Raw genomic sequence first — 15,358 nt, forward strand, 5'->3', positions numbered from 1 at the left:
TGCGTGGGAGCGCTGCCAAGGTCGAGGACATGACGCGCTTTCTGCTGGCAGTGGCGTTGCTCGTGGCCGTGGCCTCTCCCGCACAGGCCGCACCGCTCAGATGGGTCGGCACGTGGGCGACCGCGCCGTCCTCCGCGGTCTCCGGCACCGAGAACGGCTATCCGAACTTCTCGTTGCGCAACATCGTGCACGTCAGCGCCGGAGGCAAGGAGATCCGCGTCCGGCTCTCCAACGCCTACGGCCGCACCCCGGCCGTCTTCGGCCAGGTCACGGTCGCCCGCGCGGCCGGTCCGGACACACCGCTGGCGTTGGCCGGAACCATGCGCACGCTGACGTTCGGCGGCTCCCAGTCGATCACGGCCCCGCCCGGCGCCGACGTGATCAGCGACGGCGTGGCGCTGAACGTCCCCGCCGACTCGGACCTGCTGGTGAGCGTCTACACGCCCGAGCCCGGCGGCCCGGTCACGCACCACCAGCTCACGATGCAGAACTCGTACTTCACCCGCGACGGCAACCACACGGCCGACGAGTCCGCCGCCGCCTACCGCGAACGCACCACGAACTGGCACTACGTCTCCGGTGTCGACGTGCGCACCTCCACGTTGCAGGGCAGCGTCGTGGCTCTCGGCGACTCGATCACCGACGGCGCGAACTCGACCTGGGGCGCGAACCTGCGCTGGCCCGACCAGCTCGCCGACCGCGTGAACACCCGCCTGGGCGTGCTGAACGCGGGCATCAGCGGCAACCGCCTGCTGCTCGACGGCGGTTCGGCCGGACCCAACGCCCTGGCCAGGCTGAACCGCGACGTGCTCACCCAGTCCGGCGTGCGCTCGGTGATCGTGTTCGAGGGCATCAACGACATCCAGCAGACCCCGCACGAGACCGACCCGGCCAAGATCATCGCCGCGCTGAAGCAGATCGCACAGCGCTCGCACGACCGCGGGCTGCGGGTCATCGGCGCGACGATCACGCCGTTCAAGGGCTGGTACAGCTACACCGAGGAGCTGGAGCAGGTCCGCCAGAGCGTGAACGCGTTCATCCGCACCAGCTCCGACTTCGACGCGGTCGTCGACTTCGACCGCGTGATCCGCGATCCTGCCGACCCGCAGCGGATCAAGCCCGACTACGACCAGGGCGACCACCTGCACCCCGGTGACAAGGGGTTCGAGGCGATGGCGAAGGCGGTGAAGATCGCCACACTCTGACACGATCGGGCGGTTCGGGTTTGCTGGACCCCGTGCTCCGGTTATTCGATGGAGATCAACACACCGGTAAGGGGTCCACGCATGCGTCTCACGATCCTCGCCGCCGTGCTCGCGGTCGGCGCCACGGCCTGCGGGTCGCCGACTCCGGCGTCCCAGGGTCAGGCTCCCTCCCCGACCTCGAACGCGCCGACGTCCGCCTCGTCGAGCGACAAGCAGAAGCCCGCGGTGAAGGCCGAGCTGACCATGCAGGGCAAGCCCGGCCTGGGCCTGCTGACCGCGACGAACCAGGGCACCGCGCCGATCACGTTCCAGGGCTGGCCGAAGCTCGCCTTCACCAACCCCGCGAACGAGCCCGCCGCGATCCCGGTGGAGCAGAAGCTGGTGCCCGGCGAGGGGCCGTCGATCACGTTGCAGCCGGGGCAGACCGCGTTCGCCGGGGTGCTGTTCGACGTCGACGACGACGTCAACTCGTTCGCCATCAACGAGATGACCGCCGAACTGCCGGGCATGGTGCCGGCGAAGGTGACGTTCATCGGGACGGACGGCCGGCCGATCGCCGACATGACCAGGCTGAAGGTCAGCGAGGCCAAGGTCGGGACGATGCAGCCGGCCGCCCAGGGCGTCACGGTCTTCGACTAGCCCTTCATCCAGCGGTACTGCAGGTACACCTCCCACGGATGGGCAGCGCGGTCGAGGAACATCAGGCTGTCCATCCGGCAGTTGCAGGCGTTGCCCTCGCGGGTGTTCTGCGGGTAGCTGCCGCCGATCTTGTACCCGCGCGGGTCGGTGGCCGACGCGAGGTCGGGTTCCGGTTCGCCTTCGAGCTTCCACGGGTCACCGGCGGTGACGTACTTGCCCGCCAGTGGACTTCCGTTGCGGTACAACGCCATCGTGCCGGTGTCGAAGTCGAACGTGGCCGCGAGGAACACCCATTCGTTCTGCGGCAACAGCTTCTGCCACGGCTCGGCGGCGGCGAACGTCTGCGACTCGCCGCCGTCGATCCTGCGGGCCAGGGCGACCAGCTTCAGCTCGCCGTCGACCTGGATCAGTTCCAGCAGCGCGCGCACCGCGTGGCCGTTGGAATCGCCGGTCAGGACGCCTGCCAGGCCGATCGCGCCGTAGAGGTCGTCCGGGTTGGCGGAGTTCGAGTTCGGGGCCGGGTTCTGACCCGTCATCTTCACCCAGCCCATGATCGACGCCTGCCGTGCGCCGTTGAACGACTTCAGCGTCGGGACGCCCGTTTCGCTGTACAGGCCTGCCTTCCAGTCGTCGTTGCCCGCGACCGCCGGGTTGATCTGCTTGAGCTGCACCGAGTCGCGGCTGCGCCGGAACGCTCCGTCGCGCACGCGCATGTCGGCGCCGCCGTTGATCAGCTGCAACGACGTTCCTGAACGGCCGCTGTCCTGTTCCAGCGCCTTGTTGCCGCGCGCCGGGTGTTCGAAGTCGTAGTACGACACCAGGTTGCGGGACAACGTGGGCAGCACCGTGCCGAACGTGGCCTGAGCCGGTGCGGCCAGGCCCACGCTGAACGCCGCGACCAGGCCGAGAACCAGAAGGCGCTTCACCGGACTCCCCTGCCCTGCACGCGCAGGCCGCGAAGCCTGCCGATGTTGTCGAACGAGCCGAAACCGACTCGGCCCGAGGAGAACGTCTTGTCCACGGCGGTCATCAGCGGATACGGCGAACCGTCCACGTACACAGCGATCTCCCCGGAGTCGGCGCAGTGCTTGACCCGCACGCGATGCCACGCCGTGTCGCTGACCGCCGGTGCAGCGCCGACGGAACGCACGGCGTCCCATTGGTGGTCGAGGCGCAGGCGGTCGGCGTTGTTCACGACGAAGATGCCGTTGTGCGGGTAGATCTTGTTGTCCGACGAGAGGTGCGCGTAGTAGAACTCGGTGTCCGAGCGGTAGCCGAACACGATGATCACGTCCCGGTTGGACTCGGCGACCGGCGTGTCCAGTCGCACCGACGCGTCGACCTGCACCGAGCCGAACGCGGGTCCCTTCTGCAGCACCGCGTACTCGAACGGACGGCGCGGACCCGGTCGGGCGACGCCGGGTTCGGCCAGCACGACCTCACGGCCGGGGAACTGCCACAGGTCGGGCGTCACCGGCTGCCACGAACGCGCCGAGGTGGCACCGGAAACGAAGTCGTGGCCCGAGCGACAGGAGGCGAAGGTGCGCGCACCCGTCACCTTCCAGATCTTGCCGTTCGCCTTGGCCAGCACGTAGAGCTCACCGGCCGCGTCCTGGCCGAAGCGCAGGTCGACCCGGTTCGGGTCGTTGACCAGTGTCTTCATCGTGGTCAGCTCGCCGTTGACGTAGACCATCAACTCGCGTGAGACGGCCATGGGCTTGCCGGCGCGCATCTCGCGTTCGTCGGCGTAGTAGAGCAGGCCCTTCACGCCTTCGCCGTAGATGTACTTGCCGCGCAACGAAGGGATCTTCGAGCCGCGGTAGACGAAGCCGCCCATCAACGCGTTGCCGCTGTCGGCGCAAGGACGTTGGGTGGAGAGGCGGTTGTGGTCGAACGCCGTGACCGGGTAGGTGTAGCCGTACTTGGCGTCGTCGGCGGGCAGCGGGAACACGCCGCACGACGGGTCGCCACGCCGGTACTCCCAGATGCCCTCGCGTTCGCTCCAGCCCAGGTTGGCGCCCTTGCGGACCTCGTAGACCGCGTCGACCGCCTTCTCACCGATGTGGCCCATGTACATCCGGTGCGTGCCGGGGTCCCAGCTGAAGCGGTACGGGTCACGCATGCCGTACGCGTAGATCTCACCCAGCGCGCCTGCCTTGCGCACGAACGGGTTCGCGCGCGGGATGCCGTACTGGCCGTTGACGCCGTTGCGGCCGGCCGGGTCGATGCGCAGGATCTTGCCCTGCGGCAGCGCCAGGTCCTGCGGCACGGTGGTCGAGACGCCGATACCGCCGTCACCGGAGGCGACGTAGAGCAGCTCGTAGTCCTCGTCCCACCAGCGCGCCGTCGGGTTGAAGCCGATCTCCTGGAAGCCGTGGATGAACGAGGCGAAGCCGACTCGCAGCAGTTCGCGGTGCGTGCCGGAGAAGACGTCCGCGCTCGGGTCGGAGGCGGTCCACTCGGTGATCACGCCGTGCACCTGGGTGCCCGCGGGCGACGGCAGATCAGGCTTCTTGGTGGTGAGCGCGGAACCGGTTTCGGTGTGCACGGTGTAGAACTTGCCGTTGCGCCTGAAGTCCGGGTGGAACGCCGCGAACCCGAAGCCGCTGCCCAGGCCGCGGTGGGTGTGGAAGTCGGGGCCGACCGCCACACCCAGGTCGAGGAACGCGTGCTGAACACCCTTGTCCAGCAGGTAGAGCTTGCCGTTCATGTCGGGCACGAACATCCGGCCGGAGCCGTCGGGCACCTCGCCCAGGTAGTTGATCCTGTTGTAGCGCACCAGCCTGGTGTCGGTCGGCGGCGGCACGGGCTGCGACTTCGGCAGCTGCGCGACCTCCGTCAGCTCCAGGCCGACACCGGACGCACCCGGTGTCGGCAACGGGTCGGCGATCGGCACGTCCTGCTGTGCCGACGCGATCGGCACGAACAACGCCGAGAGCACGAATGTTGTGACAGCCAAACGACACAAGCGTCTGTACATCCCCCACCACCCTGTGGGCCAGGCCGTGCCAGCACGGCAGCGGAAAGCGCTTTCCAATGCAGCGGCACCCGGAATCTACCTAGCTAATAAGGTGGTTACAACCCCTCACCGCCGGCCTGCGGTCACCCACTCGTACTGTCCGCGCACCTCGTCCGCGGTCACCGCGCGGTCCAGGAACATGAGTCCGTCGAGACGGCAGTTGCAGGCGTTCGCTTCGCGGTTGTTCTGCGGATGGCTGCCACCGATCTTGATGCCACGCGGGTTCGTGGCCGAGGTGACGTCCGGTTCGGGCGCTCCGATGATCTTCCACGGATCACCCTTGACCGCGTAGGTGCCCTCCACCGGCTTGCCGTCGACGTAAAGGCCGATCGTGCCGTTGTCGAAGTCGAACGTCCCGGTGAGGAACACCCACTTGTTCAACGGCAGCAGCGTCTTCCAGTCGGCCTTGGCCACGAAGAACTGCTTGTCGCCGCCGTCGGCACGGCGTCCCAGAGCGATCAGCCGCATCGCGCCGTCGTGGTTCTCCGCCTCCAGCAACGCCCGCGCGGCATGGCCGTCGGAGTCACCCGACAGCACGCCCGCGAAGCCGATGGCGCCGTAGAGGTCCGAAGTTCCGGACGAGTTGGAGTTCCGCGCGGGCGCCTCTCCGGTGATCTTCACCCAGGTCATGATCGACATGCCGCGGGCCTTGCTGAACGCCTTCATCGATGCGACCCCGGACGAGCCGTGGACGCCCGCTTTCCAGTCGTCGTTGCTCTTGTCGTTCGGCCGCACCTGTTTGAGCTGCAGCGACGTCCTGGAGGCCGGGAACGCGCCGTCCTGGACCCTCATGGCCGCGCCGCCGTTGACCAGCGTGATCGGCGTCCGCGAGTCGGCACGCCCGATGTCGTCCTCCTTCTTCACGTCGGTGGCGGGATGCTCGAAGTCGTAGTGGTGCACGACCGCGGACGCGATGCCCGGTGACACCTCAGGGGACGCCTCCGCCGGCACAGCCGCGGCTTTGCCGGTGATCCGCAGGTCAGCGACACGGCCGACGTTGTCGAACGAGCCGAACCCGACCCTGCCGGACTTCAGCACGGTGTTCGTCGCCGTCATCAACGGCTGCGACGAGCCGTCCACGTACACCGCGATCGCTCCCGTGTCCGCGCAGTGCGTGACGCGGACGCGGTGCCACTTCATGTCCGTCACGGCAGGCGGAGCACCCACCGAGCCGTTCCACTGGTCGTCGATGCGCACGCGATCCGCGTTGTCCACCAGGAAGATCCCGTTGTGCGGGTAGATCTTGTTGTCCGACGACAGGTGCGCGTAGTAGAAGCGGGTGTCGGACTGGTAGCCGAACACGATCACGACATCGCGGTCCTTCTGCGAGACCGGCGTGTCCAGCCGCACCTGCGCGTCCACCGTCACGTTGCCGAAAGCGGGCCCCTTGGTGACGACCGCGTACTCGTTGGGACGCCGCGGACCAGGCCGTACGGCGCCTGCTTTGGACAGCACGACCTCGTTGCCCGGGAACCGCCAGCGCGACGGCGAGACGGGCTTCCAGTCGCCCGCACCCGTGACGTCGCTGACCACGTCACCGCCGGAGTCGCAGGCCTGCTGGGTCTGGACGGTGCCGGTGACCTTCCAGACCCTGCCGTTCGCCTTGGCCAGCACGTAGAGCTCACCGGCCGCGTCCGTGCCGAACCGCAGGTCGACGCGGCTCTTGCCGGCCAGCGACTGCATGGTCGTGCGCTTGCCCGCCGAGTCGTACACCGCGAGCTCGAACGTCTTCGCGATCGGCGCGCCTGCCCGCATGTCCTTCTCTTCGGCGTAGTACAGGAGGCCCTTCACGCCCTCGCCGTGGACGTACTTGCCCTGCAACGACGGAATCGCCGTGCCGCGGTAGACGAAACCGCCGATCAACGCGTTGCCGCTGTCCCCGCACCCGCCGCCCGGCCGGTTGTGGTCGAAGCCCGCGACCGGATAGGTGTAGCCGAACTTCGCGTCGTCGGCGGGCAACGGGTAGAGCTGGCACTTCGGGTCGTCGCGACGGTAGGTCAGATGGCCTTCCCGTTGTCCCCAGCCGAGATTCGCACCGGGTTTGACCTCGTAGACCGACTCCACGACCTTCTCGCCGATGTGGCCGAGCAGCATCTTGCGCGTGCCCCCGGAGTCCCAGCTGAACCGGTACGGGTCGCGCATGCCGATCGCGTACAGCTCGGCCAGCGCTCCCGGCGTGCCCAGGAACGGGTTCGACGGTGGGATGCCGTACTTCCTGTTGCCGCTGTTGGATCCCGCCGGGTCGATGCGCAGGATCTTGCCCTGCGGCACCTTCACGTCCTGCGGCACGTCCGAGCGGTAGCCGATGCCACCGTCGCCGACCGCCAGGTACAGCAGGTTGTCCGGGCCGAAGCCGATCTCCTGGAAACCGTGCAGGTACATGGCGAACCCGATGCGCAGCAGCTCTTTGCGAGTGCCCGCGAACGTCGTCGCTTTGGGGTTGGACGCGGTCCATTCAGTGATCACGCCGTGCACCACCGAGTTCGGCGAGGGCAGGTCGGGTGTCCGGTTCTTCAGCGCGTCCTTGGCCTCGGTGTGCGCGGTGTAGAACTTGCCGTTCGTCGCGAACTGCGGGTGGAACGCGACGAACCCGAACCCGCTGCCGAGTCCCTGGTGGTTGTGGAAGTTCGCGCCGATGGCCGAGCGGACGTCCAGGTACGTCCGCTGTCCGCTGCCGTCGTGGTTCAGCGTGTACATCTTGCCGTTCATGTCCGGCACGAAGAACCTGCCGGAGCCGTCCGGAATTTCGCCGAGGTAGTTGACCCGGTTGTACTGCTTGAGCCTGCTGTCCCCGGCGGCAGGCGTGGTCGACGACTGCGGCAGTCTCGCGATCTCCTGCAGTCGCACGCCCACGCCCGACGGCGCCGGTGCGGGGAGCGGGTCCGCGACCGGACCTGCCTGGGCGGCCGCCTGTGGCACCAGGGTGGCCGCCGCGACAGCCAGCGCGGCAACGATTGAGAGCGATCTGAACATCGCGCACCACCTCGTGGGTCGGCTTGGGAAAGCGCTTACCACGCGGCGGCGAGCCGAACTCTACGCGCTCAGTCGTGCCCTGTCACGGCTCCCAGCAGGTCGCGGATGTGCGCGGTCGCCGACGCGAACTCCGGACGGGCCATCGTCGCGGAGTAGTCCCTGTCGCTCGGCAGGTCGACCTCGATGATCTCGTTGACCACCGCGGGACGTTGCGTCAGCACGATCACCCGGTTCGCCAGGTACACCGACTCCGCGATCGAGTGCGTCACGAGCAGCACCGTCGTGCCGGTCTCCCGCCACACCCGGTGCAGCTCGACGTTCATCTGCTCGCGGGTCAACGCGTCGAGGGCGCCGAACGGCTCGTCCATCAGCAGCACGCGCGGCTGGTGCAACAACGCACGGCACAGCGCCACACGCTGCTGCATGCCACCGGACAGCTCGTGCGGCAGCGCGTTCTCGAACCCGGACAGCCCGGTCATCTCGATGAGCTCGTCCGCGCGCTTGCCCGCCTCGGCCGAGTTCATCCCGCGCATCTCGGCCTGCAGCAGGATGTTCCTGCGCGCCGACCGCCACTCCAGCAACGCCGCCCGTTGGAAGACGAACCCGATGTCGTGCCGCGGCCCGCGCACCTGCTCGCCGAGCAACGTCACCGTGCCCGACGACGGCGCCAGCAGGCCGGACACCAGCTTCAGCAACGTCGACTTGCCGCAGCCGGACGGCCCGACGATGGACACGAACTCGCCGGGCGCGACGTCGAGCGAGACCTGCTGGATCGCCGTCACCTCCGAGCGCTTCGACTGGAAGCGCACGGAGACGTCGTTGATCGACACGGACGAGGCGGTTTCCAAAGTTGTGCTCATCCCTTGGGAGCCACGCTTTCTTCCCAGTAGGCGGACGGCTCGGACGCTTCCTTGATGATGCCGGTCTTCTGGAAGGTCTCGATCGTCTTCTTCCAGTCGTCCACGGTGTTGACGCCCGGCGCCTTGTCCTTCGTGGCATCGGTGTGCAGCAACGTCAGCGTCGTCTTGAACTGCTCCAGCACCACCGTCGGCGACGGCAGCTGCTCGGCGGCGCCCTTCATCGACTCGGCCGCGGCCTCCGGCGCCTTCTCCGACGCCTCCCACGCCTCCTGCGTCGCCGCGACCATCTTCTTCACCAGCTCGGGATCCTTCTGCAGCATGGTCTTCGACGTCAGCAGCCCGTTGCTGAAGTAGTTGAGCCCGAACTCGGAGAACCGCAGGTAGCCGACGTCCTTGCCGGACTTCTCCTTGATCGTCGGCCCCTGGTCGGACGCGAACCCGAGCAGCACGTCGGTGCGGTTGGAGATGACCGCGGCCATCTTGCCCGCCGGGTCGATGTTCTGGATCGAGACGTCGGACTCCTGCATGCCGTTCTGCTTCAGGAAAGCCGGGAACGTCTTCGTCAGCGCGTCCCCCGCGGTCGTGGCGACGGACTTGCCCTTGAGGTCCTCGGGCTTCTTGATGTTCTTGTCGGTGAAGAACTGCACGGACGCCGGAGTGGTCTGCAGGAACACCCCGATGCTCTTGGCCGGCACGCCCTGCTCGACGGCCGTGGCGAGCGCGGACGTGTCCGCCCAGCCGAAGTCCGTCTGGCCCGCGCCGGTCGCGGTGACGGTCTTGCCGGACCCCTGACCCGCCTGGATCTTCAACTTGATGCCGTGCTTTTCGTAGATGCCTTGCTTGACGCCGTAGTAGAACGGCGCGTGCTCGCCGTACGGGTACCAGTTGAGGGTCAGCGTGACCTCTTTGACCTCACCGCCGGACTCGGACGTCGTGCCGCCACCACCGCATGCGGCAACCACCAGCAACGCGGGAAGAAGACCTGCGAGCAGTTTCTTCATGACCCACCTTTCGCGAGAAGGGTTGTGACGGCGGCGCCGCGCCGGCTGGCGTGCCACGGCAGCATCAGCTTTTCGGCGAGGTCGAGCAGGAGGAAGAGCAGGACGCCCACCAGCGAGATGACGATCAGGCCCGCGAACAGCATCGGGGTGTCCATGTTGCCGTTGGCCTGCAGGATCACGTACCCGAGGCCTTCGTTGGAGCCGACGAACTCGCCGACCACGGCACCGGTCACGGCGAGCGTGACCGCGACCTTCAGGCCCGCGAACAGGTGCGGCAGCGCGGCGGGGAAGCGGATCTTCACGAACGTCTTGACCGGGCCGCCGCCCATCGTGGCCGCGAGTTCGAGCATCTCGGTGTCGACCGATTTGAGGCCGGTGACCGTGGAGATGACCACGGGGAAGAACGCCATCAGCACGGCCACGATCACCTTGGGCTCGAAGCCGAACCCGAGCCACACCACGAACAGCGGCGCGATGGCGATCTTCGGGATGACCTGCGCGAACAGCAGGATCGGGTAGGCGGTGCTCTCGACGGTCCTGGAGTAGACCATCGCGACGGCCATGAGCACGCCGAGGACGCCCGCGATGACGAAGCCGAGGATCGTCTCGTAGGTGGTCACCCAGGTGTGACCCCAGAGGTAGGACCACTTGTCGACGAGCAGGCCGAAGGTCTTGGCCGGTGACGGCACCAGGTAGGCCTCGACCAGGCCGGTGACGGTGACGAGGTGCCAGATCGCGAGGCAGGCGGCGAGCAACGCGACCGGACGCCAGGTCCGCTCCACGACGCCGCGCCAGCGGTCCGCCTGAACCGTGTTCACAAAGCTCCCTCGGGTCGGAAAGCGCTTTCCCGTACGCTATGTCCGACCCACTGAACGGTCAAGAAGCAGCACGGATGAAGCCGTTCAAGCGGCGACTGAATCGATTTTCCCGACTATTGGCCATTAGCTGTAGGTGTTGCCCGCGTGGTCGCGGCCCCGCGCGAGGTAGATCTTGTGGCTGTCCGGCTTCAGGAACCGGACGGTCGTCGGCATGTATCTCATGGTGTAGCCGCAACGGCGTAACGTGCTGCGGTTCGGCGGGCTGCCGTGCACCAGCACGGCCGAGTGCACGCTGCACGCCCCGCGCTCCAGTTCCACGTCGACGGCGCGTGACTCGTCCACGGCTGTTTCCTGGTTGAAGAACGAGTCGGCGGTGCCGGTGTGCTCGGCGGCGGCGAGATGACTGCCGGGAATGACGCGCAGGCAGCCGTTCTCGACGGTCGACGGGTCGATCGCCAGCCACACGGTGATGGCGTCGCCCGCAGGTGAGATGCTGTCGCGCCAGAAGTGCGCGTCCTGGTGCCACGGAACGGGTTTGCCGTCGCCGGCGGGCTTGCAGATGAAGTGCGACGAGAACAACGCGATGTCCGGGCCGATCAGCGACTCGACGAGGTCCAGCACGTCCGGGTCGAGCAGCCACTCGAACAGCGCCGGGTCGGTCAGGTGCGGCACGTCCATGTGCTCGGGGCGCTGTCCTTCCGGCAAGGCCGCCAGCTTGGCCTCGAAGTGCGCGGCCAGCGCCTCGAACTTCGCCGGAGCCAGCACGCTCGCGTGCGTCTCGTAGCCATCCTTCTCGAACATCGTCACCTCACGAGTAGGCCGGTCTCCTTGTCATAGCGCAGAACGCGTGCGGGCGGGGCGTCCACGGTCACGGTCGTGCCGATGGCGGGCTCGTCGTCCTCGGGCACGATGTAGCCGATCTGCTCCTCGCCGCAGTCCAGTGTCACCAGCGACGTCACGCCGAGGTTCTCCACAATGGACACCTCGCCGCTGAACAGGCCGTCGGCCGCGGGCGACAGGTATTCGGGACGCACGCCGATGATCTCCGAGCCGCGCGGCACGAGGTTCATGGGTGTCGAGCCGATGAAGTTGGCCACGAACGTGTCCGCGGGCCGCTGGAACACCTCGCGCGGTGTGCCGAGCTGCCGGATCCGGCCCGCGTCCATCACCGCGATCCGATCGGCGAGCGCCAGCGCCTCGGCCTGGTCGTGCGTGACGAACACCGTCGTCAACGCCAGCTCTCGTTGCAGCTTCTTGAGGAACGTCCGCGCTTCGAGCCGCAGTCGTGCGTCCAGATTGGACAGAGGCTCGTCCAGGAGCAGCACTTCGGCCGACGCGGCGACCGCGCGGGCGAGCGCGGCCCGTTGCTGCTGGCCGCCCGAGAGCTGGCCGGGCCGCCGGTCCAGCAACTCCCCCAGGCTCAGGCCCTGAGCGGTCCGCACGGCCGTCTCCTGCTGCACGGACTTCGCGACGCCCCGCACCCGCAGCGGGTAGGCGATGTTCTCCGCCACCGTCATGTGCGGGAACAACGCGTAGTCCTGGAACACCATCGCCACCCGGCGGTCTCCGGGCCGCAGCCTCGTGACATCCCTCGATCCGATCGCCACGGCCCCGTCGGTGGCAGCTTCCAGGCCCGCGATCGTGCGCAGCAACGTGGTCTTGCCGCACCCGGACGGGCCGAGCAGGGCGAACAGCTCGCCGTCGGCGATCTCGAGGTCCAGTTCGTCCACCGCCCGCACCCCGTTGGGGTACACGGTGGACAGACCCTCGACAGTGATACCCGCCATCAGCTCTTGATGCCTCCGTGGAATCGGAACCCGTACCGCTTGTTCACGAACAGGTACAGCACGACCACCGGGATCGAGTACAGCAGCGAGAACACCGGGATCACCGTCAGGTTGGCGCTGCCGCCCTCGTCGTAGAGGGTGCGCAGCAGCACCGCCGCCGGCTGCTGGCCGACGTCGCGCAGCAGCAGGAACGGCAGCAGGAAGTTGCCCCAGGCGTTGACGAACGCCCAGACGAAGATCGTCGCGACGCCGGGCCGCGCGACCGGCAGCACGACGTGGCTCAGCACCTGCCGGGGAGAGGCCCCGAACACCCGTGCCGACTCCTCGTACGAGCGCGGCACGGCGTCCATGAAGTCCTTGAGGATGAAGATGGCCGCGGGCAGCATGCCGCCCGCGATCACCAGGGCCGTGCCGAACTGCGAGTTGATCAGGCCGAGCTGCAGCATCATCACGAAGATCGGCACCATGGCGGCCGTGCCCGTGACGACTGAAGACAACAACAGCAACAGGTACAGCAACAGGTCCCGCCCGGGAATCCGCACCCGCGACAACGCGTAGGCCGCCAGCGCCGCGAGCACGGTCGTCACCACGGTCGCGACCACGCACAGCACCAACGAGTTGAGCAACGAGGTCAGCGCGTACGGGTGGTCGAAGGTCGCCACGACGTTGCGCAACGTCCAGTCCGGCCAGCGCAACCCCAGCCCGGGCTTCGCGTCGAACGGCGCGGACGCCAGCCACAGCATCGGCACCGCGAAGAACGCCAGCACCAGCGTGACCAGCACGTAGAAGCCGATCCGCCGGACGATCCACAGAGGACTCACGCCCGCCTCCGCAACAAGCGCAGGTAGACCAGGGCCACGACCAGATTGCCCACCAGGAGCAGCATCGACATCGCGGACGCGTACCCGAGCCGACCACCCTCCAGCGCCTGCCGGTAGATCAGCACCGGCAGCACCTCGGACTGGTGGTTCGGACCGCCCGCGGTCAGCAGGAACGGCGTGAAGTCGTTGGCCGTCCACAGGCTGATCAGCAGGGTGTTCGTCAGCACGTGCCCGCGGATGTGCGGGAACACCACGTCCCGCACGGTCTGCCAGCCGGACGCGCCCATCAGCCGCGCCGTCTCCAGTTGCGACGGCGGCACCGCGGCCAGCGCGGAGGTGTAGAGCAGCATCGAGAACGCCGTGCCGCGCCAGATGTTGAAGATGATCAGGCTCGTCATCGGGTACTGCACCAGCCACGCCGTCTGCGGCGAGCCGAGCAGCAGGCCCAGCGTGCCGGTGTCGCGGCTGAGCACCGCGAACCACAGGTACGCCACCACCGTGCTCGGCAGGATCCACGAGAGCAGCACCAGCCCCTCGACGGTCCGCCGCAGACCTGGCCGCACCGTCCGCAGCAGCCACGCCAGCCCGAACCCGAGCACGTTCTGCCCGATCACCGCCGACCCGAGCACGAACAACGCCGTGAGCCACAGCGAGTTCGTGAACAACGGGTCCCGCACGGCCTCGACGACGTTGTCCAGCCCGACGACCTGCGGGTTGGCCGCCGCGGGCCCGGTGAGCTGGTAGTTCGTGACGCCGATGTAGAGCGTCCACAACGCGGGGAAGACCAGGAAGACCCCGATCAGCACCAGCGCGGGCGTGACGAACCCCAGGGCGCGCCGGACACCCAGCCCGGAGCTATCCAACGTTGGCCTCTCCGACGGCCTTGACCAGTGCGGCGCGGTAGGCGGTGGCCACCTCGTCCGGACTCTTGCCCGCCACCACGTCCGCCGTCGCCTGCTGCAGCGCCGCCGACACCTTGGGGTAGTCGGCGAGCCCCGGCCGGTACCGGGTGATCGGCAGGACCTTCTCCGCGATGAACGTCAGCATCGGGTCGCCCTTGAGCACCTCGTCGTTGACGTCCTGCCGCTGGGTGAGCTGCGCCGTGCCCGCGAGCGACTCCTTCACGGCCTCCGCGGAGTTGAGGAACTGCATGAACTCCCACGCCTGCCTGGGGTACTGGGTGTTCGGGTTGATCACCCGCACACCGCCGCCCGACATGCTGACGAAGTCCTGCCCGCCCACACCGGCCTTCGCCTGCTTGGCGGGCACCAGCGCCCAGCCGACAGCGGTATCGCGGTCGGCCATCTTCGCCACGCCGTTCTTGGGTTCCACGACCGAACGCCAGAAGTAGTCGCTCTCCAGCAGAATGCCGATCTTGTTCTCGCCGAACAGCTGGAACGACCGATCGCGTCCCTTGGCCTCCTGCTGCAGCACGGGATCGCCGAGCCCATCACCGTAGACCTTCTGGTACAGCCCCAGAACGTCCTTCAGCTGGGCCGAATCCCCCTGCCACTTCCCGTTCTCGTAGATGGGCCTGCCGGCGCCGGCCAACGCGGGCAGCACACCCTGCATGGTCGTGGCCTCGCCCATCGCGCTGCCGGCGTTGAGCTGGATCGGCGTCACACCGGGCAGCGCCTTGAGCTTCGCCCCCGCGTCGAGCACGTCCTGCCACGACTTCGGCTGCCAGTCCGCGGGCAGCCCGGCCTGCGCGAAGAGGTTCTTGTTGAAGAACAGCACGCGCCCGTCCGTGCCCATCGGCACGCCGTACCGCTTGCCGTCGAACTCGCCGAGTCCCTGCACGGCCTTGGGAATCTGGTCCCAGCCGTCCCAGTCGGTGTTGCCGACGACGTCGCCGAGGGGCTTGATCTGCCCTGCCTGCGCGAGCTCGCCGAGCCAGATGCCGTCGATCTCGATGATGTCGCCGCCACCGCCGGTCTTGAGGTCCAGCGCGACCTTGGTCTTGAAGTCCTCGTCGCCCGCGCCGTTCTGCTCGAACTTGATCGTCGCGGTGACGCCCTTGGCCTTCTGCAGCTCGGTGAACTTCGGGATCACCCAGTTCTGGAGCCAGTTCGCCCCGCGCGCGTTCTTCCCGCCGACCGCCGAGTTGGCGACGATCGTCAACGTGATCTCCTTGGCGTCGGCGTTGCGCGCCTGATCACCGCTCTGCGTCTGTCCCAGGCAGCCCGCCAGCAGCCCGCACACCGCCACCAGCCCGAACATCTTTGTTCGCCCCAT

At 67.9% G+C, this 15,358-nt stretch carries 13 protein-coding genes; 2 read left to right on the plus strand and 11 right to left on the minus strand.

Features of this window, described 5'->3' with window-relative positions; genetic code table 11:
- Positions 1–29: 29 nt before the first annotated feature.
- Complete coding sequence (locus SK854_RS43690) at positions 30–1,205, plus strand: SGNH/GDSL hydrolase family protein (RefSeq protein ID WP_319981072.1); 1,176 nt, start codon at positions 30–32, stop codon at positions 1,203–1,205.
- An 81-nt stretch (positions 1,206–1,286) separates the two neighbouring features.
- Positions 1,287–1,844, plus strand: coding sequence for a DUF4232 domain-containing protein (locus SK854_RS43695; protein WP_319981073.1), 558 nt, complete (start codon positions 1,287–1,289; stop codon positions 1,842–1,844).
- Here the strand turns inward: SK854_RS43695 and SK854_RS43700 are convergent.
- The 11 genes from SK854_RS43700 to SK854_RS43750 all read right to left on the minus strand — a co-directional run bounded on the left by SK854_RS43700 (position 1,841) and on the right by SK854_RS43750 (position 15,358).
- Positions 1,841–2,770 carry a hypothetical protein gene (locus SK854_RS43700; protein ID WP_319981074.1) on the minus strand — a complete coding sequence of 310 codons (930 nt, stop codon included), beginning with the start codon at positions 2,768–2,770 and terminating at the stop codon, positions 1,841–1,843. The two genes, SK854_RS43695 and SK854_RS43700, sit on opposite strands and share 4 nt — an antisense overlap.
- The gene (locus SK854_RS43705; RefSeq protein WP_319981075.1) at positions 2,767–4,803 is read right to left on the minus strand and encodes a PQQ-dependent sugar dehydrogenase; all 2,037 of its coding nucleotides are present in this window, start codon (positions 4,801–4,803) and stop codon (positions 2,767–2,769) included. Before SK854_RS43705 ends, SK854_RS43700 begins: the two co-directional genes overlap by 4 nt.
- A gap of 126 nt (positions 4,804–4,929) precedes the next feature.
- Positions 4,930–7,836 (minus strand): PQQ-dependent sugar dehydrogenase, encoded by a 2,907-nt coding sequence (locus SK854_RS43710; protein WP_319981076.1) that lies wholly within the window; start codon positions 7,834–7,836, stop codon positions 4,930–4,932.
- 68 nt (positions 7,837–7,904) lie between these two features.
- The gene (locus tag SK854_RS43715) at positions 7,905–8,696 is read right to left on the minus strand and encodes an ABC transporter ATP-binding protein (protein WP_319981077.1); all 792 of its coding nucleotides are present in this window, start codon (positions 8,694–8,696) and stop codon (positions 7,905–7,907) included.
- Positions 8,693–9,697, minus strand: a complete 1,005-nt coding sequence (locus SK854_RS43720; RefSeq protein WP_319981078.1) for an ABC transporter substrate-binding protein — start codon at positions 9,695–9,697, stop codon at positions 8,693–8,695. The genes SK854_RS43715 and SK854_RS43720 overlap by 4 nt, the downstream gene beginning before the upstream one ends.
- Positions 9,694–10,515 (minus strand): ABC transporter permease, encoded by an 822-nt coding sequence (locus SK854_RS43725; RefSeq protein ID WP_319981079.1) that lies wholly within the window; start codon positions 10,513–10,515, stop codon positions 9,694–9,696. The genes SK854_RS43720 and SK854_RS43725 overlap by 4 nt, the downstream gene beginning before the upstream one ends.
- Positions 10,516–10,638: 123 nt before the next feature.
- A complete protein-coding gene (locus SK854_RS43730) occupies positions 10,639–11,316 on the minus strand; it encodes a phytanoyl-CoA dioxygenase family protein (protein ID WP_319981080.1) in 678 nt (225 codons plus the stop codon).
- Between the two features lie 2 nt (positions 11,317–11,318).
- A complete protein-coding gene (locus tag SK854_RS43735; protein WP_319981081.1) occupies positions 11,319–12,302 on the minus strand; it encodes an ABC transporter ATP-binding protein in 984 nt (327 codons plus the stop codon).
- On the minus strand, positions 12,302–13,123 hold the full coding sequence (locus tag SK854_RS43740) for a carbohydrate ABC transporter permease (protein ID WP_319981082.1): 822 nt from the start codon (positions 13,121–13,123) through the stop codon (positions 12,302–12,304). The genes SK854_RS43735 and SK854_RS43740 overlap by 1 nt, the downstream gene beginning before the upstream one ends.
- Positions 13,120–13,986 (minus strand): carbohydrate ABC transporter permease, encoded by an 867-nt coding sequence (locus SK854_RS43745; protein WP_319981083.1) that lies wholly within the window; start codon positions 13,984–13,986, stop codon positions 13,120–13,122. The genes SK854_RS43740 and SK854_RS43745 overlap by 4 nt, the downstream gene beginning before the upstream one ends.
- Entirely contained in the window at positions 13,979–15,358 is a 1,380-nt protein-coding gene (locus tag SK854_RS43750) for an extracellular solute-binding protein (RefSeq protein ID WP_319981084.1), read from the minus strand. The genes SK854_RS43745 and SK854_RS43750 overlap by 8 nt, the downstream gene beginning before the upstream one ends.

The sequence above is a fragment of the Lentzea sokolovensis genome (genome assembly GCF_033949975.1).
GTDB classification, from domain to species: domain Bacteria; phylum Actinomycetota; class Actinomycetes; order Mycobacteriales; family Pseudonocardiaceae; genus Lentzea; species Lentzea sokolovensis.